Origin of the sequence: Christiangramia aquimixticola (assembly GCF_048285835.1) — a bacterium.
In the GTDB taxonomy this organism is placed as follows: Bacteria; Bacteroidota; Bacteroidia; order Flavobacteriales; family Flavobacteriaceae; genus Christiangramia; species Christiangramia aquimixticola.
In genome coordinates this window covers 88,888-111,419 of the sequence record NZ_JBLVTL010000001.1, presented here as the reverse complement: position 1 = coordinate 111,419, position 22,532 = coordinate 88,888, and the positions used below count along the sequence as shown (strand labels likewise).

General features: G+C 31.6%; 20 protein-coding genes. 12 read left to right on the top strand and 8 right to left on the bottom strand.

The window, feature by feature from the left end; genetic code table 11:
- Positions 1–372: 372 nt before the first annotated feature.
- The 5 genes from ACNKXV_RS00455 to ACNKXV_RS00435 are packed head-to-tail and all read right to left on the bottom strand — an operon-like array spanning position 373 to position 5,786.
- Positions 373–513, bottom strand: a complete 141-nt coding sequence (locus tag ACNKXV_RS00455) for a DUF5989 family protein (RefSeq protein ID WP_417905731.1) — start codon at positions 511–513, stop codon at positions 373–375.
- A 1-nt stretch (position 514) separates the two neighbouring features.
- On the bottom strand, positions 515–1,939 hold the full coding sequence (locus ACNKXV_RS00450; RefSeq protein ID WP_417905730.1) for an MBOAT family O-acyltransferase: 1,425 nt from the start codon (positions 1,937–1,939) through the stop codon (positions 515–517).
- The gene (locus tag ACNKXV_RS00445) at positions 1,939–2,883 is read right to left on the bottom strand and encodes an SGNH/GDSL hydrolase family protein (protein WP_417905729.1); all 945 of its coding nucleotides are present in this window, start codon (positions 2,881–2,883) and stop codon (positions 1,939–1,941) included. The genes ACNKXV_RS00450 and ACNKXV_RS00445 overlap by 1 nt, the downstream gene beginning before the upstream one ends.
- Positions 2,870–3,943, bottom strand: coding sequence for a hypothetical protein (locus ACNKXV_RS00440; protein WP_417905728.1), 1,074 nt, complete (start codon positions 3,941–3,943; stop codon positions 2,870–2,872). The genes ACNKXV_RS00445 and ACNKXV_RS00440 overlap by 14 nt, the downstream gene beginning before the upstream one ends.
- A complete protein-coding gene (locus tag ACNKXV_RS00435) occupies positions 3,936–5,786 on the bottom strand; it encodes a carbamoyltransferase family protein (protein WP_417905727.1) in 1,851 nt (616 codons plus the stop codon). The genes ACNKXV_RS00440 and ACNKXV_RS00435 overlap by 8 nt, the downstream gene beginning before the upstream one ends.
- Before the next feature lie 188 nt (positions 5,787–5,974).
- On the opposite strand from ACNKXV_RS00435, the gene ACNKXV_RS00430 reads away from it, so the two are divergent.
- Positions 5,975–6,832, top strand: coding sequence for a sialate O-acetylesterase (locus tag ACNKXV_RS00430; RefSeq protein ID WP_417905726.1), 858 nt, complete (start codon positions 5,975–5,977; stop codon positions 6,830–6,832).
- A gap of 3 nt (positions 6,833–6,835) precedes the next feature.
- Here ACNKXV_RS00430 and ACNKXV_RS00425 read toward each other — a convergent pair whose 3' ends face one another.
- Genes ACNKXV_RS00425 through ACNKXV_RS00415 form a run of 3 tightly spaced genes read right to left on the bottom strand, consistent with a single transcriptional unit; the run spans position 6,836 to position 9,340 of the window.
- Entirely contained in the window at positions 6,836–7,585 is a 750-nt protein-coding gene (locus ACNKXV_RS00425; RefSeq protein WP_417905725.1) for a class I SAM-dependent methyltransferase, read from the bottom strand.
- A gap of 28 nt (positions 7,586–7,613) precedes the next feature.
- Complete coding sequence (locus ACNKXV_RS00420) at positions 7,614–8,486, bottom strand: GNAT family N-acetyltransferase (RefSeq protein WP_417905724.1); 873 nt, start codon at positions 8,484–8,486, stop codon at positions 7,614–7,616.
- Positions 8,480–9,340, bottom strand: a complete 861-nt coding sequence (locus ACNKXV_RS00415; protein WP_417905723.1) for a polysaccharide deacetylase family protein — start codon at positions 9,338–9,340, stop codon at positions 8,480–8,482. Before ACNKXV_RS00415 ends, ACNKXV_RS00420 begins: the two co-directional genes overlap by 7 nt.
- A 143-nt stretch (positions 9,341–9,483) precedes the next feature.
- Between ACNKXV_RS00415 and ACNKXV_RS00410 the strand changes: the two genes are divergently transcribed.
- The 11 genes from ACNKXV_RS00410 to ACNKXV_RS00360 all read left to right on the top strand — a co-directional run.
- On the top strand, positions 9,484–10,602 hold the full coding sequence (locus ACNKXV_RS00410; protein ID WP_417905722.1) for a glycosyltransferase: 1,119 nt from the start codon (positions 9,484–9,486) through the stop codon (positions 10,600–10,602).
- On the top strand, positions 10,592–11,536 hold the full coding sequence (locus tag ACNKXV_RS00405) for a GNAT family N-acetyltransferase (RefSeq protein WP_417905721.1): 945 nt from the start codon (positions 10,592–10,594) through the stop codon (positions 11,534–11,536). The genes ACNKXV_RS00410 and ACNKXV_RS00405 overlap by 11 nt, the downstream gene beginning before the upstream one ends.
- Before the next feature lie 137 nt (positions 11,537–11,673).
- A complete protein-coding gene (locus ACNKXV_RS00400) occupies positions 11,674–12,756 on the top strand; it encodes a hypothetical protein (protein ID WP_417905720.1) in 1,083 nt (360 codons plus the stop codon).
- Positions 12,756–13,721 (top strand): polysaccharide deacetylase family protein, encoded by a 966-nt coding sequence (locus ACNKXV_RS00395; protein WP_417905719.1) that lies wholly within the window; start codon positions 12,756–12,758, stop codon positions 13,719–13,721. Before ACNKXV_RS00400 ends, ACNKXV_RS00395 begins: the two co-directional genes overlap by 1 nt.
- A 157-nt stretch (positions 13,722–13,878) precedes the next feature.
- The gene (locus ACNKXV_RS00390; RefSeq protein ID WP_417905718.1) at positions 13,879–15,042 is read left to right on the top strand and encodes a glycosyltransferase family 4 protein; all 1,164 of its coding nucleotides are present in this window, start codon (positions 13,879–13,881) and stop codon (positions 15,040–15,042) included.
- Positions 15,043–15,079: 37 nt separating this feature from the next.
- Positions 15,080–15,685: a sugar transferase gene (locus tag ACNKXV_RS00385; RefSeq protein ID WP_417905717.1), complete on the top strand. Its 606-nt coding sequence runs from the start codon at positions 15,080–15,082 to the stop codon at positions 15,683–15,685.
- Positions 15,686–16,297: an acetyltransferase gene (locus ACNKXV_RS00380; protein ID WP_417905716.1), complete on the top strand. Its 612-nt coding sequence runs from the start codon at positions 15,686–15,688 to the stop codon at positions 16,295–16,297.
- On the top strand, positions 16,294–17,445 hold the full coding sequence (locus tag ACNKXV_RS00375) for a DegT/DnrJ/EryC1/StrS family aminotransferase (protein WP_417905715.1): 1,152 nt from the start codon (positions 16,294–16,296) through the stop codon (positions 17,443–17,445). Before ACNKXV_RS00380 ends, ACNKXV_RS00375 begins: the two co-directional genes overlap by 4 nt.
- Before the next feature lie 10 nt (positions 17,446–17,455).
- Positions 17,456–19,423: a polysaccharide biosynthesis protein gene (locus tag ACNKXV_RS00370; RefSeq protein ID WP_417905714.1), complete on the top strand. Its 1,968-nt coding sequence runs from the start codon at positions 17,456–17,458 to the stop codon at positions 19,421–19,423.
- 7 nt (positions 19,424–19,430) lie between these two features.
- Positions 19,431–20,204, top strand: coding sequence for a polysaccharide biosynthesis/export family protein (locus tag ACNKXV_RS00365; RefSeq protein ID WP_417905713.1), 774 nt, complete (start codon positions 19,431–19,433; stop codon positions 20,202–20,204).
- A 1-nt stretch (position 20,205) separates the two neighbouring features.
- Positions 20,206–22,532 (top strand): GumC family protein (locus tag ACNKXV_RS00360; RefSeq protein ID WP_417905712.1); only part of this gene is annotated, 2,327 nt, incomplete at its 3' end.

Sequence of the window (22,532 nt, the reverse complement as noted above, 5' to 3'; positions counted from 1 at the left end):
AATAGTTTTAAAAAATCTCTAATACGCTTTTTCAAATGATTCTTTAGTATATAACTTATTTGCATCGATAAAGATCGATCCTTCTTTATTTTCAGTTAAGTAATCTGACTTTTCCTTAAATAATTTCGCTAATAGTGCAAGGGGAGTTAAAAGCAAGAAGAATACTATAGTCAAAAGAATATTAGGAAAAATTACACCTAGAATTCCGGAAAATTTATTCCAGATTTTTTCAATTGTGTTGGAAATTCTATTTGATATTAAGCTTAATGTTATTACTATAATGAGGCTATAAATTATTATAGGAGATCTAACCATTAGATAAATTATTAGAAAACCTAAAACAATAGATAGAATAGTGCTGTGAGATTTCATTTAAAAAAGTGGATAAATGAAAGGTGATAAGGCGCTACTCGCAGCGACTATTCCTAAGAAACCAATAATTATTAATATAACTAAAACTGGCATTAGCCAAAATTTTTTTTTCTGCCAGAAGAAAGAAAATATTTCATTCATGTTAAAAACTAAAGTATATAAATTGCTGTGGATTTTGTTCAAAATTAAGTAATATAAAAGTAATAATTAATGTATAGGTAATAATTCTTAATGGCTTAAAAGAAATGTTTAAAGGTTTTCTTTCATCTGATCTCATACTCCATTCTAAAATAACAAAGAAAACCAGATAAACTGTTAACTCAATTTTTGGTTCAATTGTAAATTCTGATGGGTTTAACATGGTCTTTAAATATAATAGTGCATTTACAATATTTTCACTCCTAAAAAATACCCATCCAATTAAAACAAAAATAAATGTTTTTAATATATGGAATGTTGTTGCGATAGAAGGCAATTGGTTTCTGGAAGCTATTGGCCCATAATATTTTTTATTTGATTTTAAAAAAAATGATGGGATGTAAAGGCATGCATGTAACCCCCCCCATACGATAAAGGTATAATTAGCACCATGCCACAATCCACTAACAATAAAGATTATAAAAATATTGCGAATAGATTTAAATTTTCCAGATTTCGAACCACCTAAAGGAATGTAGAGGTAGTCTCGAAACCATGTGGACAAAGATATATGCCATCTTCTCCAAAATTCTCCAATATTCCGGGAAAAATATGGAAATTTAAAATTCGACATCAATTCAATGCCAAAAAGTTTTGCAGTTCCGATTGCTATATCCGAATACCCACTAAAGTCGCAGTAAATTTGAAATGCGAAATAAACTATCCCTAACCACAGGGTCCCTCCACCGTGATTACTAAAATCACCAAATATTCTATCAACTTCTGGAGCTAAAGAATCAGCAATCACAACTTTTTTAAATAAGCCCCAGAGAATGAGGTTTAAACCTTGTATAGTCTGTTTCTTATTAAAAACTCTTTTTTTCAATATTTGAGGTAAAAAATGTGAAGCTCTTTCAATTGGCCCGGCTACTAGTTGAGGAAAAAATGCCACAAATGTCGCAAATGATATGAAATCATTAGTGGGTATTAATTTATTTCTATAAATATCAATTGTGTATGACATAGTTTGAAATGTGTAAAAGGAAATACCTACAGGTAAAATTATGCTTAATGTCCAGGTATTTTCCACCTGAAATCCTACGCCATGTAATAAATCTACCCACGACTTAATGAAAAAATTATAATATTTAAATATGCCTAAGATTGTTAAATTAGATACCAGACTAATACTAAGTAAAATTCTTCTTTTTTTTCGTGAATCAGCCTTAGGTAGTTTTAACCCAATTGTGTAATCAATAATGGTGGACAGGAAGATTAGAGAAAGAAATTTTGGGTTCCACCATCCATAAAATATATAGGAACTTAAAAGAAGCGTAAAGTTTTGAAGTTTCAGTTTTTTATTCAAAAGCCAGTAAAGAGTGAATACTACTGGAAGAAAGATTAGAAAGGTTAATGAATTAAAAAGCATTATTTTAAATCAGGTAAAATTTCATTTATTAATTTTTTGGACATTAATTTATGCCCATAAGAATTAGGGTGGGAATCACCAGGGGTGATTTGTAATTTATCAAATGGAATACCTTCTAATGCACTATAAAGATCAATAACCTCAAAATTTAATTTGGTTGCTAATTTCCCCATTTTTTGGTGAATAGGGGAGAAAGGGTAATTTTCTAAAAAATGAATGTCAGGTATGATAACGAAATAAATTTTTATTTTATGTTGTAAACTATATTCCGAAAGTTTTCTTAAAGAATTATACATGTTTTTAAACCCTTCTGCTTTTGGGTCATAAAGTGAATTATAGTATTCCTTCAGATTATTACCACTCCTCGCTGTAATTCTTTTGAATGCTATGTTTAGTGAAGCTGCCAAGGCGCTATTTTTTAAAAGCCAATTGTTAGAACCCATAGGTAAAATTTCCGCATCATTTATAAAATAGTTGATTACAATAATATCGGGATTTAGTGATTTTTGATTATGTAAGAAATTTTCAACATATCTAAATGTGTTATAATTTCCAACGGATCCATTTAAAACCTGGTAATTCAAATTATTAGTTTCAATTTCATTCTCAAATATTCCTACGTAAGTACTTTCCTTTTTTACACCCCAACCTAAACTGATGGATGAACCAATAAATAGTATTTTTTTCCTTAATGGATCTGGTTCCTCAGATCGCATACCTAAAGAATTTAATTTTATTTCAACGTTCTGTAATATTGCTTTTTTATTACTCTTATGTATATGCCCTATTACAGGATCTCTTTGTTTTAACTCAATTGCATATTTCCACATTTCTAAATCATAATTTTCCATATCAGAGTTTATAATCCGAATTGTTAACTCAATTAGTAGTAAACCTGCTAGTAAAATGATTGTAGTTATAAAATATTCTTTAATTTTTTTCATATGCTAAATGTTGAACCAAAAAGGTTGAGATAATTTTGGATACTTTTTCATTTCCCAAATTGGTAAGATGTACACCGTCCTCGGAGTTAATATAAAGCTCATTTTTTTCAACTAGTTCATTTAATCTGATCAACGGAATTTTATGCAATCTGGATTTGGTCTCAATTATATTATTAATAGAAGGTATCAGAGTTTGTACGTAATAATTAGCCTCCTCTGAATTAAAAATCTTTTTCCTTATTAGATTATTTCTTATTAATTCGGGTATATAATAATCCGTCATTAGAATAGGTTTAATATTATATATCTGGCAAGTATTTATAAAAACATCCAGCTGTTTTTCATAATGGCTTAATATCCTATGTTTATCTTTTGGAGAAAATTGACTGCCTTGAAAATCGGATATATCCCCTGATGCAATAAATTTTCGAGCCTGGAGCCACAGGTTGGGAAATAGAAGTTCCTTAAGGCTTTTTAATAAAGAGATGCCGGGTTTTGAACTCTCTACTAATTTCTTCGATCCGGTCCAATAGGATTCATTTTTGGATAAGTATAAAATGTCGATTAAAGAGGAAGATAAAACAATATACTTTGGATTTAGATCTACAATTTTTACAGTTAAACTTAAGTTACTATTAGAAATTAAATTTCCCCCTACGCCCGCATTTCTGGAAATATAATTTGTTTGTAGTTTCTGATTAAGATTTTCAATTGATAAATAAGGGTAACGTTTATTCTCTCTTACATTTTCATTTTCCACCGTGCTGGAACCTAAAAAAATAAAATCAATCTTATCAGTAGATTTTTCACCAGGTCCCAGAATGAATCCATGTTTATCTGTCCTTTTTACAACAGGTTCATTAAGTTTATCCTTTTTATATGGTGCGACTTTTATTACAGAATTTGGTTTATTCTCTTTAAAACTTATATTTCTTGTTTCCCCTTCATTTTCCTCAATAAAAACACCAACTAATGGATCAATTATAATTAACAAAATGAGAATCAGAAATAAATTAAAAAATATTAATAGAATTCTTGAATGCTTATTTTTCCTAGTCATCTTTAAAAACATTCTTTTTAATCATTTCGGTTTGCAAATTTTTCTCGTAAAAAAAATTGTTGATTACTAAATAGTCCATTTCAGTAGACATGAAACATTTATAGGCATCTTCAGGTGAATTTACTATTGGCTCCCCTCTTACATTAAAACTTGTATTAATCAAAACTCCAATGTTTGTAATATTCTTAAATTCATTAATTAGTTCCCAGTATTTGGGATTGGTTTCCCTAGAAACAGTTTGTATTCTAGCACTAAAATCGACATGAGTAATGGCCTGAAGAGAACTCCGCTCTGTATATAATTTTTCTAAATATTCCAGATTATGATAATTTGATGGAATATTAGATTTAATTGTTTCCTTTATATCTTTTACCATAAGCATATAAGGACTTTTTAGATCACCCTTAAAATAATTGGAATAATCTTCTTCTAATACCGAAGGGGCAAATGGTCTAAAGCTCTCTCTGTACTTAATTTTTAGATTTAATTTCTTTTGCATTTCTCTATTTCTTGGATCAGCTAATATAGATCTGTTACCTAACGCACGAGGTCCAAATTCTGATCTACCTTGAAACCATCCAACCACAAAACCTTCGGAAAGTAGCTTCGCAACTTTTCGTTTTAATTGGGCAAATTCTAATTGTTTACTTTCGGCCTTATATTTTCTGTTGAGATAGGTAATTTCTTTATCACTATAGTAGGGACCTAGGTAACTACCCTGCATTAAATCATAGGTGTTAGTAAAAATTCTTTCATTCCCAAAATACATGTGATTAATAGCCAAAGCTGCACCTAGGGCACCACCCGCATCTCCAGAAGCAGGTTGTATATATATATTATCAAATATTTTTAATTCGTGAATTTTTCCGTTGGCTACGCAATTAAGCGCTACACCTCCTGAAAGACATAAATTTTTAGAATTAGTAAGACGTTTGGTTTCCTTTGCAAGACGTATTACAATTTCTTCTGTTACATTTTGAATAGCATAAGCAAGATTACAGTGAGATTGGTTGATGTCATCATGTTCACCCCTGATTTTAATTCCAAAAAGTGATTCAAATCTTTTGGAATTTATCATCCTATTTCCTACTGCATATTTAAAATAATCTTGATTAAGAAAAATAGATCCATCTTCCTTTATATCAACAATATATTTTTTTATTTTTTCAATAAACGTCGAGGTCTCGTCAGAATGTGGATTTCCATAAGGTGCAAGCCCCATCAATTTATATTCTCCCGAATTTACACGGAACCCTAGATAATATGTAAAAGCACTATAGAGTAAACCAGTGGAATGTGGGAAATATAATTCTTTTAAGATTTTAATTTCCTTGTCATTTCCCAATCCAATAGAGGCTGTACACCATTCTCCAACCCCATCAATAGTAAGAATAGCAGATTCTTGCTGGTTTGAAACATAAAAACTGCTTGCTGCATGGGATAAATGATGTTCAGTAAATAAAATTTTTACTTTCCTTTTATTAAAATTTGGTTCAACCTCTTTTAAATTATCCTTTAATAATTTTCGAAAAAAGATTTTCTCTTTTGCCCATATTGGCATAGATTTTAAAAAGGAAAGTAACCCTCTAGGAGCTATTGCGTAATAAGTACTTAAAAGTCTCTCAAATTTAGGTAACGGTTTATCATAAAAAACAATGGCATCAAGCTCATTTAATGTAAGCCCCGCTTCTTCCAGGCAATATGTTATTGCATTTTTTGGGAATTCAGCAGTATGTTTTATTCTCGTGAACCTTTCTTCTTGTACACATGCAATAATTTTATTATTTACTATAACACTTGCAGCAGAATCGTGGTAAAAACAAGATATTCCGAGTATTTTCAAAATTTAAATTTAAATAATTGTAATTTTTTAGAATAACAACAACCTTTAGGTTATTCCAGCTTTTATGGTGATAATCTTAAGCATGCAAATATATTGACTAATAAATATTTTAGGGTAAATCTATTATAATATTAAGGGAATTAATCATATATTTTTGACAAACTGATTTTTTCTTTGTCAAGAATATTATGAAAAAAAAGAATATTGCCGTTGGAATAATTTTTTTTACTATAGGTTATGTAATAGGCATTTTTACTGGTCATTATCGGATTTTTCCTTTCGATCTAATTTTCACACTTAAAAAGGAGATAGGAATAGGGGAGAATAAAAAGAGATATTTGAATGTATCGAATATGGAAAGGATGGAGGTTGCAATAACAAAAAAAACAGGAATTTACCTAACTTATGGGCAGTCTAATTCTGCTAATCACGGACAGATTGGATATAAAGTTAAAAACGATGTATATCAGTTCTATGATTATACCGTTTATGGTTATCAAGATCCTTCTTTAGGTGCTTCAGGTGATGCTGGATCTGTTTGGGGGATGGTAGGTGATAAACTTATATTACAAGGGATCCATGATAAAGTAATATTTTCAAATAATGGTTGGCAAGGTAAGAGTATTAAAGAACTTAATACCTCTCCGTACTTTTCTTACTTGCTTAATAGTTATAACCAATTGATCAATAAGTATGGTAGAGTCGATGCGATACTTTTCCATCAAGGAGAGATAAATCATAAAAGTAAATATGGGAATGAAAACTATTATAAAGAATTTCACCTTTTTTTAAAAAAATTACAAAAAGAGGGGATAGAAATTCCTATCTATCTTTCGCGCACTTCTATCTGTAATACAGGTTCTGATAGATTTTTAACTGGTATTCAGAGTAAAATTATAAATGATTTCGAGATGGTTTATGAAGGACCAGATACAGATAAATTATTTGATAGCAAATACAGATTACCAGATAATTGTCACTTTTCCATGTTAGGTTTTGAAAAATTTTCAGATATGTGGGTGAAATCCATAATGAGGAAGCAATAAATTTCACTTTCGTAAAACAATGATCATTTCCTCACCATTTTTTTCATTAGCTATTGCAAAATTGGATTGGACTAATCTCCAAACAAGATTTCTTAAAAATCTTATTTCTATAATCCAATATTTGTTCTGAGTTAATTTTGCATAAAATTTCAATAATCTTGAAAATTGATATACGTATTCTACGTGTGTGATTTTCAATGGAGCCTTGGAGGATATAAGTTGCTCTTTGAAGAGAGAAAGGTTATAATGTCTATAGTGTTTTTTGGAAACCGGGACTACAGTAGTAGGTACTGATAAAATTATGGATCCATTATTCTTTAATCTTTTTTCCAGAATATTAAAAAAATGAGGTATTTCATTATCCGGAATATGTTCAAGAACTTCTATTGCAGTTACAATGTCGAATTCTTCCTTTAAATAACTCGCATCCATCGAATAAAATTGAATATTCGGATGGAATGCCTTAGCAAATTGAATTGGCCTTTCAGATAAATCAACTCCAACTTTTCGTTCTATTTTCGAATCCAACAATCCTAAGAATCGACCTTCGCCACAGCCAATATCCAATATTGATGATGGTTGAAGTTTTTCAACCAATGTTTTTATTCTTAATAAATAAGAGAAATACTTGAAACCCCAATCAATTGACCTGTGATTCACTACATTCTGCTCCTTATCTAAGTAGGGTATATAATGGTAAGGGAAATGATATTCGTTTTCCTGAATCTTAAATTTATCTTTTTTGAACGTCATTGACAATAAATATTTCCAGTAGTTTAAATTAGGTAGTTCCCTCTAAGTCTGCCAGGGTGAAAAATATGTTTTTTGAAGGGTTGAGTTTTGGAGTAGTGACAATCACAGCATCTTTATGTTTTACCTTCAATAGACAGTTTATTCTAGAATTTTTATTGTATGATAAATAATAAATAAATATGGTTTTTTCCAGCTTGCAGGCTTCTAATATGATCTCATTTAGGTGCTTTTCTGATCCAAGATAATCGCATATTATTAAGGTTCTTAATCCTTTCATTTTTGCGCATCGGTATATGAGCAAATTTAAGTTATTGCCGTTATTAAAAAGCACCTTTTTATATTTTTTATATTCATAACGCCAATTTAGCCACCTTAGTTCATCGGAATTAAAATGTGAATACAAAGAGTTTTCAGAAAAATTAATCAAACTTATGAGCTTTATCTTAGGGCTCCTTATTGGGTGTAAGGGTTTTATTATACCCCAAAAGTATTGATAGCCGGCATGTCGTTCCCAACCCATTTTCAAAAATTCGGGAAAGCTGAATTGATTTGGGTTAGCAAAAAGAAACCTAAATGGATAGTGGAAATTTTCTAAGCAATATTTCATTAATTTTTTAAACACTCCTTTTCCTCTTTCTTCTAATGCTGTACAACCATCAACAGGTCTGGCAGCTTTAATTCTTTCTCCAGTACTAAGTTTTAGGTCATAGGACATGTAAAATACACACGCAATAATTGATGAATTTTTTACTGCAACTGCCCCGGTGGAAATTTGGTGAGGATTTTTATAATGCTTCCAAATTAAATTTTCTTCTGAATAATTTGGATTCAGGTTTTTGTTAATCAAGGATATTACTTGTTTTGCATCGCTGTCAAAATTAAAGATTCGAAATTTCACCATATTTTAGAAATGATTGAATGAAGTCCAGCTACTTTTACACTTAATTCTGGAATTGACATAGTTGCATTGGTGCTAAGTCGAGAAATTCTTAAAGGATTTATTTTTTTTCTATTAATCTTATGATCAAATAAAAATGCTAATTTAATTTCTTTCTTGTTTAATATTTTTTCAATTTCCACCGTCCAATTTCCATTAGGATATGCAAAGATATTCTTACCTGAAATTTCCCAAGAATCGAAGCATTTCTGAGCTAAGGTAATTTCTTGACAAATTTCTTTTACGCAACATTTATCTAAGATAGGATGTGTATGAGTATGATTACACAACGATATATTATGTTTTTCTAACTGCTTAAAACTTGTAGAGGTAATTTGTTCTTTAGGAATATTAGGAATTTTGTTTAAAAGGTTTATTCTTTCATGATTTGGTATATTTTTAAGAAGTAAATTTTTCTTCTTTGCAGCTTTACTTTTTGAACTTATTTCATCGTAATAAGCAAGGGAGCTTTTCCACCAGAATTCCAAATTAGAATTTACATATGATGTTATTATAAAAATACAAGCGGGTAATTTTTTATCTATCAATTCAGGTATTGCATTGGTGAATATATTTTTATAACCATCATCAAAGGTAATTAGTAGAGGGTATTTGGGTAAAATTTTGCCATTTTCTATATGCTCTTTTAAAGTGTCTAAATCTATAATTGAATAATTCGATTTAAGATAATTTAAATGTCTTTTAAATATCGCCCTATCAGGGATCTCGTGATATGTAATAACCCTTAAATTATACTTGTAAAATCTTTTAGTGATTTTCGCAAAAACGTTAAGAAAAGTGAAAAGAAAAATTCTCATAATTAATATAAAAATAAATTCTGTAAATGGAATTAAGGATTTAGTAAGCGATTAATTAAGGCCCCAATTTTGCAAAAATTGGCGAAAGTTTAAAGCTTTAAAGTATATATGTTTTTATTTTAGCTATTTCGAAAATAAAATAAATGAGTAAAAAAATCAGGGTTCTTCATATAATAAAGTCACTTGGTCGAGGAGGCGCAGAAATGTTACTACCAGAGACGCTTAAACTGCATGATAGCCAAAGATTTGAATTTCACTATGTCTATTTTCTCCCTTGGAAAAATCAGATGGTTTCTGCGATAGAAAACAATAATGGCGTTGTTCATTGTTTTAAAGCTTCTAATAATATTCAAATTATGCTGGAAGCTAATAAGATTGCAAATTATGTAGTGGAACATAAAATTAATATTATTCATTGTCATTTGCCGTGGGCCGGATTTTTAGGAAGGTTAGTCCACCAAAAAACTAATATCCCATTAGTTTACACTGAACATAATATGCAGGAACGTTACCATTGGGTAACAAAGTTTTTAAATAGGGTTAGTTTTAATTCCCAATCTTTAGCAATTGGAGTCTCAGAAGATGTAAGTTCTTCCATTCTTAAAAATATAAAACCAAAAATTCCTGTTGTAACTCTTCTAAATGGTGTTAATACTAAAAAATATAAGAAAAAAAATCTTGTTGGGCTCCATGAAGAATTAAATATACCGTCAGATGCTTTTGTTGTGGGAGTAGTGGCTGTTTTTCGTTTTCAGAAACGGTTAAAAGAATGGATGCAAGTATTTAAAAAATTTTCGGATAAAAATCCAAATGTCTGTGGAATAATTATAGGAGATGGGCCATTAAAAAAAGAATTAATTGCAGAAAGGAAGGCATTAAATTTGGAGGACAAAATTTTAATGCCAGGTTTGCAAACTGAAACTCGTCCCTATTTTGAAATTATGGATGTTTTTATGATGACTTCATCTTTTGAAGGTTTACCTATTGCGTTATTGGAAGCCATGAGCATGGAATGTGCTATAGTTTCAACAGATGCCGGAGGAATTAAAGAAGTTTTGGAAGACGGTAAAAATGGTTTGATGGTAACGGTTAATAACTGGGAGGATTTAGTAGAGAAGCTGGAAATATTAATGAAAAGTGAAGAAGAAAAAACAAGGCTTCAGAAGGCTGCAAGACTTCGTGTTCTTGAAAAATTTAGTATGGAAAGTATGGTTAAAAAACTTGAATTAAATTACCTAAAGTTATTGGAAAATGGAAATTAGGAAAGCCCAAGAAAAAGATCTGCCAGAAATTTTAGAGGTTTTAAAAAGCAGTTTAGGGGAAACATCTTCTCAAAAAACGGAGACAGTTTGGAATTATAAACATGTTGAAAATCCATTTGGAAAAAGTCTTGTCCTTGTGGCGTGTTTATATGATAAAATTGTTGGTGTTAGAGCATTTATGTGCTGGCAATGGAATTACAAAGGCAGAAAATTATCTGCTTTTAGAGCAGTAGATACTGCCACGGATCCTGCACATCGTGGTAAGGGTATTTTTAAAAAACTAACATTAAAAGCTTTAGAAATAGGTGAAAAAGAAAATATTAGCTTCGTATTTAATACTCCAAATAGTCTCAGCAAACCAGGGTATCTAAAAATGGGTTGGAAAGAGGTGAATAAAATTGGCTTATCAATTTCACCAGCAAACCCTTTAAATTTTTTAAAGAAAGGTCAATTTGATCCTATTATAAAACAGGAATGTTCAAAAAGTGAATTCGTTGAGCTGCTTGAAAAATATAATGAGTCTTTAAGGAAAAATAATAAACTATTTACAATTAAAAATGAGAATTTTTTGGATTGGAGGTATCAAGCTAATGCACTTCAAAAATATCATGTCGTTAAAAACAAAGATTTTTATCTTGCAGCATATTTAAAGGATAGAGGGAAATATAAAGAACTAAGAATTTCAGAACTTATATTTATATCTTCTGATGGAAAAAAGAAGGCTAAAAAAGAGATTTTAGAATTATCATCCAATTGTAGTGCTAATTTTGTTTCTTATTCTCATGCTAACTTCAAATTAGGGTTGCTATCTTATACAGGCAATATAGGACCTGTCCTAACCCTTAAAGGTTTAAATATTGATAAATCAGATGCGTTGTCCTTTTATAATTTGAAAAATTGGGATTATAGTTTAGGGGATTTAGAACTATTTTAGAAACTATGATCGGTGTTATATTTTTATTACTTTTTTTAATCTTCATTAGTCAGTCTATATTTAAACTTTATCAACATAAACATCGTTTTTTTGATAAGAGATTAATGAACAGGTTATTGGGTTATCACCTGTTCTTTATGGGAGTCTATTACATTTATGCTTTATTAAATCCATCAGATTCCAAATTATACTTTTCTCGCCCCCAGAATCCGGCGAAATCATGGGGTGATTTTTATGGTACTAGTACTACTTTTATAGACTTTATGTCTTATCCTTTTATTAACGGTCTATCATTTAATTATGAAATGATGATGGTTTTATATGGGTGGTTAGGATTTCTGGGATTTGTTTTTGCTTATCTCTTTTTTAGAGAAAATATTCCAATCAAAATTAAGGTGTTTAAAAATTTAGATTTTTTAACCTTAATTTTATTTCTGCCTAATATGCATTTTTGGACTTCCTCCCTTGGGAAGGGTGCTCCTATATTTTTAGGGCTTATGATGTTTGCATATGCAATAAAGGATCCAAAATACCGGTGGGTAGTTTTACTTATAGGCTCTTTGATTATATATTTTATAAGACCTCATGTATTTTTCTTCGTAGCTATGGGGACCATTTTAGGTTATTTTAGTGGTAGAGAAAAAATTTCATTTTGGAAGAAAGTATTGGTTGTTGGGGTTATGCTGGGAGGATTAATTATTGTTCAGGATCAAATTTTAGGTATGGCTGGACTTAATAATTCAGATAATTTAATTGAGGATTTTGAAGATTTTTCAGAAGATAGAGCGGGTGAATTAAGCAAATCTGGATCAGGGGTTGATATGACTGCATATCCCTTACCATTGAAACTTTTTACTTTCTGGTTTAGACCCTTATTCTTTGATGCTCCAGGTATTCTAGGATTTATTGTTTCAATTGAAAACCTGATTTATTTGCTGCTTTTCTTCAAAATATTTAGAAAGGATTTTTTCAAATTCTTGAAAAAATCACCAGTTGCAGTGAAAATGAGTACTGTGGTATTTCTGACATCCTCGTTTGCTATGGTTTTTGTTATGTCCAACTTAGGAATTATGATGAGGCAGAAATCAATGGTAATGTACTTTCTGTTCTTTGTTATTTATTATTTCCTTGCACAAAAAAAATATAATAAGATCATGCGCTGGAGAAAAAGGAGAGCTCAAATGCTTAGGCAAAACGACCTAGCAATAAATATGAAATAATGAAACATGGACGGCTAGTTATATCTTTAGATTTTGAATTACTCTGGGGTGTATTTGACAAAATAGATTACAATAAAAAAGTTGATTATTTTGAAAACACGAGGCGTGTAGTTCCAAAACTAATTAAACTTTTTGAAGATTATGATATTCATGCTACCTGGGCTACAGTAGGAATGTTATTTAATGAAAATTGGGAACAATGGATAGAGAATATACCAAGGGAACTTCCTGCTTATAATAGCTCAAAACTATCTGCCTATCAATTTGGATTGAATAATAAAGACTTAATTAAAAATGAATTGTGTTTTGCACATGATATAATTGATATTATTCATAAGTCAAAAGGACAGGAAATGGCAACTCATACATATTCACATTATTATTGCCTGGAAGACGGTCAAACCGTACATAGTTTTCATTCCGATCTTAAAAAAGCTATTCAAATAGCTGAAAATAAGGGTATACAGTTAAAATCCCTTGTTTTTCCTAGAAATCAGTTTAATCCAGAATACCTTGAAATTTGTAAGGAACTTGGAATAACCGGTGTTAGAATTAATCCTGATAATTGGTATTGGAATAATACTCAAAAAGATACCCTTCTACAGAAAATATTTAGAACCGGTGATGCATATTTAGGATTAATGGATAAAGCTTATGATATTTCTACAATGAATAGAGATCTTCCGGTTCAACAAAGAGCTAGTAGATTATTAAGACCAAAAGAATCTGAGTTTAAAAATGATCTGAAATTAAAACGGATATTTGACGAGATGCAATTTGCAGCTAAAAACAAGAACATTTATCATCTGTGGTGGCACCCGCACAACTTTGGTAATGATCCTGAAGGAAATTTAAATGATCTTAAACTAATTTTAGAGTGTTATAAAAAATGTCAGAAAAATTATGGATTGGTTTCGAATAGTATGAGTGAAATTTCACATATGGTTATTTCAGGTTCGAACTAATGTTTTAGAATTTTGTTTAAAAGTAATACAATTGTGTCGATGTTGCATTTAATTTCACGTTTAACGTCGAGTATTAATTATTTATAATAAATATGGAATTTTAAACACTGATTTAAAATAATCCTCGACAATCAATTGCTTCTATAAATATAGCTAAGTGCATAAATTAGTAAGAATAACCACAGTACCATTATCCTTAGAAAAATTACTTGAAGGTCAGTTAACCTACATGAACAAATTTTATGAGGTAACTGCAATTTCCGCCGATAAAGAACGATTGGAAAAATTGGGTAATAGCATTGGAGTAAAGACATTTCCAGTTACACTTACTAGAGCTATTACTCCTATTCAGGATATTAAAAGCTTATTTCGGCTTTATATGTATTTGAAAAATGAAAAACCTTTAATCGTACATACCCACACCCCAAAAGCTGGGGTAGTAGGGATGCTAGCAGCCAAACTTGCAGGTGTTCCTATTAGAATTCATACCGTTGCAGGCTTGCCTTTAATGGAAACTACGGGCGCGAAAAGAAAATTGTTAGACTGGGTTGAAAAGCTAACTTACACCTGCGCAGTTAGAATTTATCCTAATTCTTTTAAATTGAAATCCATTATTAACGAATTAGGATTTGCTAAAGAGTCCAAACTGAAAGTACTTGGGAATGGAAGTTCAAATGGAATCGATACAAAGTATTTTGACCCTTCCAGATATTCACTAAAATTTAAAAGCTCTTTACGTAAAAATTTAGGAATTTCTCTGGATGATTTCGTATATATTTTTGTTGGTAGGTTGGTTAGAGAAAAGGGTATAAATGAATTGGTTGCTGCTTTTTCAAAACTTCAAGAAGAAGTTGAAAACATTTCTCTAATATTAGTTGGTCCACTGGAGCAAGAGCTTGATCCATTAAATGCAACTACGATAGAGATAATTAATAAACATCCAAAAATTATAACTACAGGTTTTCAAGCAGATGTTCGTTCATATTTCGCTATTTCAAATGCTTTAACCTTCCCTAGTTACCGTGAAGGTTTTCCTAATGTGGTCATGCAAGCCAACGCTATGTCATTACCAGCTATAGTGTCTAATATAAATGGCTGTAATGAAATAATCCAGAATGATGTGAACGGATTGATTATTAAAGTGAAAGATGAGGTCGCTTTAAAAGAGGCTATGAAAAAATTATTAGAAAATCCTAAACTATGCTGGAAATTGACTCAAAACACACGACCTTTAATTCAGGCCAATTTTGAAAGGGAGCAATTTTGGAAAATTTTGTTAAAAGAATATAAAGAATTAGAAGGCCTACATAAACATGTTTAAATTCGCAAGCTAATTTAAACACCTGTTAATATAGTTAATGTATACACAGTTGGTCAAACCCTTTTTCGATTTTATATTCGCATCAGTTGCCTTAATTATTTTGAGTCCTATTCTAATTGTGGTAACTATTTTACTTGCGATTGCCAATAATGGTTTTCCTTTTTTTATACAAAAGAGACCTGGAAAAAATGGTAGGATTTTTAATATTATCAAATTCAGGACCATGACTAATGCCCGGGATTCCAAAGGACAATTGCTTCCTGATGCCGATAGGTTAACCCCTGTGGGAAAATTTATTCGGAAGACATCTGTTGATGAGTTACCTCAATTATTTAATGTATTAAAAGGAGATATGAGTTTTATTGGACCCAGACCTTTACTTCCTCAATATCTTCAGATTTACACTAGAGAACAAATGAAGCGGCATGATGTTAAGCCGGGAATAACAGGTTGGGCACAAGTGAATGGTAGGAATGCAATTAGCTGGACGGAAAAATTTCGGTTAGATATTTACTATGTTGAAAACATATCTTTTTTGCTTGATATCCAAATTTTATTTAAGACAATTAAAAAAGTGTTAATTTCGGAAGGAATCAATACTGAAAATATGGCGACGACTGAGCCTTTTAATGGGAGTAATTAAATGATTATATACGGAGCAAGCGGACATGCGAAGGTGATTATAGATATTATAGAGTCAACCAGCCATCATGCTATAGATATGATTCTAGATGATAATCCGGAAATTCATAGCATTATGGGGAAACCGGTAAAACATTCAATGCCGGAAAAGGGAGATGATTTTTCTTTTGTAATTGCCGTGGGGAACAATGTTGTTCGGAAAGAAATAGTCGATCGAAATAATTTTCAATATTCTGAAGCACTTGTTCATAATAAAGCTATAGTAAATAGAAATGTTGTTATTGGAGAAGGGAGTGTGGTTATGGCAGGTGCAGTAATTAACCCCTCAAGTAAGGTGGGTTCACATGCTATTATAAATACAAATGCAATAATAGATCATGATGTGAAAGTGGCCGATTTTTGCCATATTTCACCTGGAGCGGTAATAACTGGAAATGTAAAAATTGCTGAGGGAACCCAGATTGGTGCTGGTGCTAGTATTCTACCAGGGGTAAATATTGGAAAATGGTGCACTATTGGTGCAGGGTCAGTTATATTAAAAGATATACCGGATTATGCTGTAGTTGTTGGAAATCCCGGTAGAATAATTAAGTATAATAAGTCGGAAGAATGAATAAAAATAAAATATGGCTATCCTCTCCACATATGGGAGGAAATGAGTTAACTTATATTAATGAAGCCTTCCAGGCAAATTGGATTGCTCCCTTAGGACCTAATGTTTCAGGTTTTGAAGATTCTATAAAGACTTATCTTCAAACTAAAAATTATGGTCCACTTGAAGTTGCAGCTTTAAGTTCCGGAACAGCAGCTATTCATTTAGCCTTAATTTTACTCGGAGTTAAACCAGGAGATGAAGTTTTGTGTCAGAGTATGACTTTTGCTGCGACGGCAAATCCCATAAAATATTTAGGAGCTACGCCAGTATTTATAGATAGTGAAAAAGACACCCTTAATCTTTGTCCTGAGCAACTTGAAATTGCCATAAAAGATCGCATTTTAAAAGGAAAGAAGCCAAAGGCTATTATTGCTGTTCATTTATATGGTATGCCTTATAAAGTAAATCAAATTGAAGCGATTTCAAAAAAATATGAAATTCCGGTAATTGAGGATAGTGCCGAGGCTTTAGGTAGTACTTTTAAAGAACAAAAGTGCGGTACCTTCGGCGATTTTTCAATCTTGTCATTCAATGGAAATAAAATTATAACCACTTCGGGAGGAGGAGCATTGATTACAAAAAATAAAGAACATAAGGATAAAGCCGTGTTTTTAGCAACTCAGGCGAGGGATGAAGCCCCGCATTATCAACATAGCCAAATTGGCTATAACTACAGATTAAGCAATATCTCCGCCGGAATTGGAAGAGGGCAGATGGAAGTTCTGGATAACAGAGTTGCAGCACGAAGGGATATGTTTCAATTTTACGTAAATTTATTTTCTCCTTATAAAGGAATACATGTGTTTGCTGAACCTAATGAAGATTATTTTAGTAATCATTGGCTAACGGTAATTACTATTGATGAGAAAGTAGCAGGAGTCTCACGGGAAGAATTGAGAAAGTGCCTGGAGAAAGAAAATATTGAAAGTAGGCCATTATGGAAACCAATGCATTTGCAACCTGTTTTTGAATCAGATCCTTATTACGGGAATGGTATTGCTGAAGATATGTTTGAAAATGGGTTATGTTTGCCTAGTGGTTCAAATCTTTCGGATAATGATAGGGACAGGATCAGGGAGGTAATTATAAACTGTTTGAAAAAATAGAAAATTCATTATGGGGAAAATCGTAAAAGCCCTTAAGAGTATACTTACCGGTCCAGATAATGCCTTAGATATACGTAATTTAAAATATCTCCCAAGGTGGGCTGTCCTATTAATTGATGTAGGTCTGGTTTGTATTTCTATTATGTTAACTATATTAATCTTAGTTGACCTTTCTCCATTTCAATATACTTTACTTAGCTTTTTTGAGAAAGCAGTTTTAGTAATCACACTTAATACATTGTTTTTCTTTGTATTTAAAACCTATGCAGGAATTATACGGTATTCCTCAAATGTTGATGCTCTAAAACTTTTATTAGCCACCTGTAGTTCTTTTCTTAGTCTTTTAATAATTAATTATATCACCTATTTTTTCGTTGGGCAAAAGATATTTTTAATAGGAGGGCTTTTAATTAACCTTTGGATTTCCTTTTCGCTATTGTTCCTATTCCGATTAGGTGTGAAACAAACGTATGAATACTTTAAAATTGTTCAAAAAAACCAATCTTTAATTAATGCAGTAATTCTCGGAGTCGACGAGAATGCAATTTCCATTGCTGGGGCACTGGACATCGAGCATCCAAAAAGGTTTAAGATTGTAGGGTTTTTAACACAAGAGGATCATAAGAAATTAAGGGTTCTAGATAAACCTGTATTAAGACACACTCGTAAAATCCATGAAGAAGTAGCTTCCTTAGGAGCCGAAGCAATTATTTTTTCGGAGAATGCACTTACTTCTGAAGAGAAATTTCGTCTCGTTGAAGAATGTTTAGAAAACGATATAGCAGTTTATAATGCACCGCTAGTTTCATCCTGGAATGCTGATCAACCAATTGCAAAAAAGGTAAAAACTCTTCAGATAGAAGATCTTTTGGAGCGAGAACCAATTCAATTGGATGTACAAAACAAAATCGATCAACTTACCGGCAAAACCATTCTAGTTACGGGGGCGGCTGGTTCAATTGGTAGTGAAATTGTTCGTCAGGTTGCAGAATACAATCCGAAAAAGTTAATTATCCTGGATCAGGCTGAAACACCTTTACATCATTTACAGCTTGAAATTTCATCTAAATATTCGAATTTAAATTTTAAGGCAATTATTTGTGATGTTGGAAACAAAAGAAGATTGGATAGGATGTTCCAAACACACCAGATAAATGTTGTTTATCACGCAGCCGCATATAAACATGTCCCTTTAATGGAAAGTAATCCGCACGAGGCTATTTTTGTAAATATTTTAGGAACAAAAAACCTGGCAGACTTGGCGGTCCAGTATAATGTTGGTCATTTTGTTATGGTTTCGACAGATAAAGCCGTAAATCCAAGTAATGTTATGGGAGCTTCTAAGAGAGCTGCGGAGATGTATGTCCAGTCGCTTTATCACGACCAGATTAAAAAAGGGGAGGGTAGAACTAAATTTATAACAACCAGATTTGGAAACGTTCTTGGTTCTAATGGTTCGGTAGTTCCTTTGTTTAAAAAGCAAATTGAAAACGGAGGTCCTGTCACTATTACGCATCCCGATATAATTCGGTATTTCATGACCATTCCCGAGGCATGTCAGCTAGTTCTGGAAGCTGGAGCCATGGGTAAGGGTGGAGAAATATTTGTTTTTGATATGGGTGAACCTGTGAAAATTATGGATTTAGCTATTAAAATGATTAAGCTCGCAGGTTATCAACCAAATAAAAGTATTAAAGTTAAAATTACCGGGCTTAGACCAGGTGAAAAATTATATGAAGAATTATTAAACGATGAGTGTAAAACTCTTCCTACTCATCATAAAAAAATAATGATTGGTCAGGATGTTGTTAGAGATTACGAATTAATTAATGAGAAGGTCAAAAAAATTATTAAGTCTGCCCATAAGCTTAAAAATGATAAGGTTGTTGCTAAATTAAAGGATCTTATTCCGGAATTTAAAAGTAATAATTCTTTATACGAAAGGTTAGATAGTGTAAAAGAACTAAAAAAAGATTAAAAACTATATGATTAAAAAATTATATTTTGTTCTGCTACTTGTGAGTGTTTGTAGTTGTTCTACTAAAAAGGATGTCGTCTATTTTTATGAAGGAAGAGAAAATATTGAAGCCAGTTCAATTCTAAATTATGAACCAAAAATTGAAAAAGATGATATTTTAAGAATTAACGTTTCATCTTCATCTATAAATGAAGAAATAGTTAAGCCTTTTCAAATGAAACAACAAGGTCAAAATAATGGGGGAGGTAGTTCTAGATCATCAGCCTTAATTAATGGTTATTTAGTTAATCCAAATGGGAGTATTAAGTTCCCGGTTTTGGGAGAGGTGGCAGTATCCGGTTTAACTAGGATTGAAGTTGAAAAGAAGCTTGAGCAAATGATGACCGTCTACATAAAAGATCCAATAGTAGACGTTAGAATCTTAAATTTTAGTATTACAGTTCTTGGAGAAGTAAGGAGTCCTGGGAGGGTTCAAGTTGACGAAGGAAATATATCTTTACCTGAATTACTTGCTATGGCTGGTGATATTACCTATAATGGGAAGAGGGAAAATATTACTATTATAAGGGAGGAAAATGGAATTAGAAAAATTGGATATATAGATATGACCAAATCTAATCTTTTCGATAGTCCTTTTTATTATTTGAAACAGAATGATATAGTGTATGTACAACCTACTTATCGAACGGTTAAATCTGCGGGATTTTTCAGCAGTTACCAAGGAATTATTTCAGTCGGTACAACCATAGTTAGCCTTTACTTACTTATTAGAAGCCTATAAAATGGAGGATTTTAACGAATTACCAGAAGAGAAAAAAGAGTCTAATTTTGATCTAAAAGCTGAAATTTATAAATACTTAAACTATTGGCGATGGATTTTAATTGGTTTTTTAATAGGAGGAGCTTTAGCATTTCTTTATAATAGATATTCCATTCCAAAATTTAAAACCCAAGCATCCCTTTTAATTGTGGATGATGATGAAAATGGGGCCATGAGTGCCTTGCCTTCAGGAGGGGGGGCAATTCTATCATTGGATAATGAAGGTCTTGATAGCCAGATCGAGAAGTTAAAATCCAAACAATTAGTCTCTAGCGTTATTGATGAATTGGATCTTAATATTCAATATTTTATTGAAGGTAATGTTATTACGGTTGAAGCATATAAGACTAGTCCTATATTGATTCAATTTATCTCACCAGATAGTATTGTAAATAAAAAGAATTTTGAATTTTACGTTACTCCAACATCTGATACTAATTTTCGACTTGAAGAACAAAACAAAGGTTATTCTTCTGAGCATAAAATTGGTGAAATTATAGAATTTGAAGATATTCAATTCACTATTTTACCTCGGTCTGGAAATGAAGAAGGGGTTTTTAAAAAGTCTAGTACTGTAAACATAAGAGTTTTGCCATTAAGGTATGTTGCTGATATTATGCTTGCTAACCTTTCTATAATGCCTAAAGGAAAGGCAAAGGATATGTTGGAATTAGGAATTGTTAACGAATCTAGTACAAAGTCCGAGGATTTTTTAAATAGGTTGATGGCTAGATTTAATGAAGAAGGAATCGAAGATAAACAGGAGGTAGCACAGAATACAACCGCCTTTATTCAAGAGAGACTTGAAATGATTACCACGGAACTTGATTCGGTTGAAGTAGGAATTGCTGACTTCAAAAGGCAAAATGAAATTATGAATATTGAAGCAGGAGCCGCTCAGTATCAGACTAAATTTTCAGAAGTTGAACAGCAAATTTTTGAACTGGAAACGCAATTAGAACTGCTAAACTCGGTTGAAGAACTTTTGAAAAGATCCGGCCTGTACGATTTATTACCTGAAGTTGGGATAAGTGATGTACAGATTACTGGGCTTATTAACTCGTATAATACTTTGGTTTTAGAACGCAATCAATATTTAAAAGGTTCAACTCCAGATAACCCAGTTGTTAAAGCAATTACTGAGCAACTTGATAGTTTAAGAGAAAATTTATTTGAAAACATAGCTAGCACGAGGAGCTCTATAAATATAAGGTTGAATGAACTTAATCAACGTGGAAATATAGCCCAAAGAAAGTTTAGTAATTTCCCTGGTCTTGAAAAGGGAATGAGAAATATAGAACGACAGCAGCAAATAAAGGAGCAACTATATCTATTTCTATTGCAAAGAAGGGAAGAAGCAGCTATTTCCTATGCGGCGACAGCATCTGTAGCAAGGGTTGTAGATGCTGCGTATACAATAAATGAACCGGTGGATCCTGCGCCATGGCTGATTCTTATTGGAGGGTTTTTGATTGGACTTGTAATTCCTATTCTAATCATTTTTATTAAAAATGTTCTTGATACAAAAGTTCACCATAAAGGTGATTTAACCCCTCTTACCGATATGGTTCCTTTTATAGGAGAAACTCCTAGAATAAAAAATGAGGAGAGTGATGTGATATTTTTAAACGATCGTTCGCCTTTAGCAGAATCTTTTAGAATTCTCAGAACCAACTTAGCTTATCTTATACAAAAAAAACAAAGGAATATTGGGCATGTTATTTTCGTAACATCTACAATAAAAGGAGAAGGTAAAACTTTTATATCATACAATCTATCTAGAACTTTGGCTAGTACACAGAAAAAGGTTTTATTGATTGGAGCTGATATAAGAAATCCTAAATTGCATCGATACACAAGTTCAACAATCGGTACTAAGGAAAAAGGTCTATCGGATTATCTATACAATTATGAAGTAAATCATCACGATATAATTTCCAATACAGCTGATGACAATATAAAAGTTGATATTATTTTGTCTGGACCAATACCTCCTAATCCAGCAGAATTACTAATGAACGATCGAATGGAGGAATTGATTAACCTAGCTAAATCAGAATATGATTATGTTATAGTAGATACTGCTCCAACGATGATAGTGACAGATACCTTACTAATAAGTCAATTAGCTGATTATACTTTATATGTAACCCGAGCTGATTATACAGAGAAATCTTTACTTCAATTTTCTAGAGATCTTAAAAAGCAGGGTAAGCTTAAAGGTTTAGCAGTTATATTAAATGATGTGGATCATTCGAAATTTTCATACGGTGCACAATATGGTTATTC

Excerpts from the sequence above, each read along its gene's own strand:
- ACNKXV_RS00455 (WP_417905731.1), bottom strand. The coding sequence starts at position 513 with ATGAATGAAATATTTTCTTTCTTCTGGCAGAAAAAAAAATTTTGGCTA.
- ACNKXV_RS00450 (WP_417905730.1), bottom strand. The coding sequence starts at position 1,939 with ATGCTTTTTAATTCATTAACCTTTCTAATCTTTCTTCCAGTAGTATTC.
- ACNKXV_RS00445 (WP_417905729.1), bottom strand. The coding sequence starts at position 2,883 with ATGAAAAAAATTAAAGAATATTTTATAACTACAATCATTTTACTAGCA.
- ACNKXV_RS00440 (WP_417905728.1), bottom strand. The coding sequence starts at position 3,943 with ATGACTAGGAAAAATAAGCATTCAAGAATTCTATTAATATTTTTTAAT.
- ACNKXV_RS00430 (WP_417905726.1), top strand. The coding sequence starts at position 5,975 with ATGAAAAAAAAGAATATTGCCGTTGGAATAATTTTTTTTACTATAGGT.
- ACNKXV_RS00425 (WP_417905725.1), bottom strand. The coding sequence starts at position 7,585 with ATGACGTTCAAAAAAGATAAATTTAAGATTCAGGAAAACGAATATCAT.
- ACNKXV_RS00420 (WP_417905724.1), bottom strand. The coding sequence starts at position 8,486 with ATGGTGAAATTTCGAATCTTTAATTTTGACAGCGATGCAAAACAAGTA.
- ACNKXV_RS00415 (WP_417905723.1), bottom strand. The coding sequence starts at position 9,340 with ATGAGAATTTTTCTTTTCACTTTTCTTAACGTTTTTGCGAAAATCACT.
- ACNKXV_RS00410 (WP_417905722.1), top strand. The coding sequence starts at position 9,484 with ATGAGTAAAAAAATCAGGGTTCTTCATATAATAAAGTCACTTGGTCGA.
- ACNKXV_RS00405 (WP_417905721.1), top strand. The coding sequence starts at position 10,592 with ATGGAAATTAGGAAAGCCCAAGAAAAAGATCTGCCAGAAATTTTAGAG.
- ACNKXV_RS00400 (WP_417905720.1), top strand. The coding sequence starts at position 11,674 with ATGGGAGTCTATTACATTTATGCTTTATTAAATCCATCAGATTCCAAA.
- ACNKXV_RS00395 (WP_417905719.1), top strand. The coding sequence starts at position 12,756 with ATGAAACATGGACGGCTAGTTATATCTTTAGATTTTGAATTACTCTGG.
- ACNKXV_RS00385 (WP_417905717.1), top strand. The coding sequence starts at position 15,080 with ATGTATACACAGTTGGTCAAACCCTTTTTCGATTTTATATTCGCATCA.
- ACNKXV_RS00380 (WP_417905716.1), top strand. The coding sequence starts at position 15,686 with ATGATTATATACGGAGCAAGCGGACATGCGAAGGTGATTATAGATATT.
- ACNKXV_RS00375 (WP_417905715.1), top strand. The coding sequence starts at position 16,294 with ATGAATAAAAATAAAATATGGCTATCCTCTCCACATATGGGAGGAAAT.
- ACNKXV_RS00370 (WP_417905714.1), top strand. The coding sequence starts at position 17,456 with ATGGGGAAAATCGTAAAAGCCCTTAAGAGTATACTTACCGGTCCAGAT.
- ACNKXV_RS00365 (WP_417905713.1), top strand. The coding sequence starts at position 19,431 with ATGATTAAAAAATTATATTTTGTTCTGCTACTTGTGAGTGTTTGTAGT.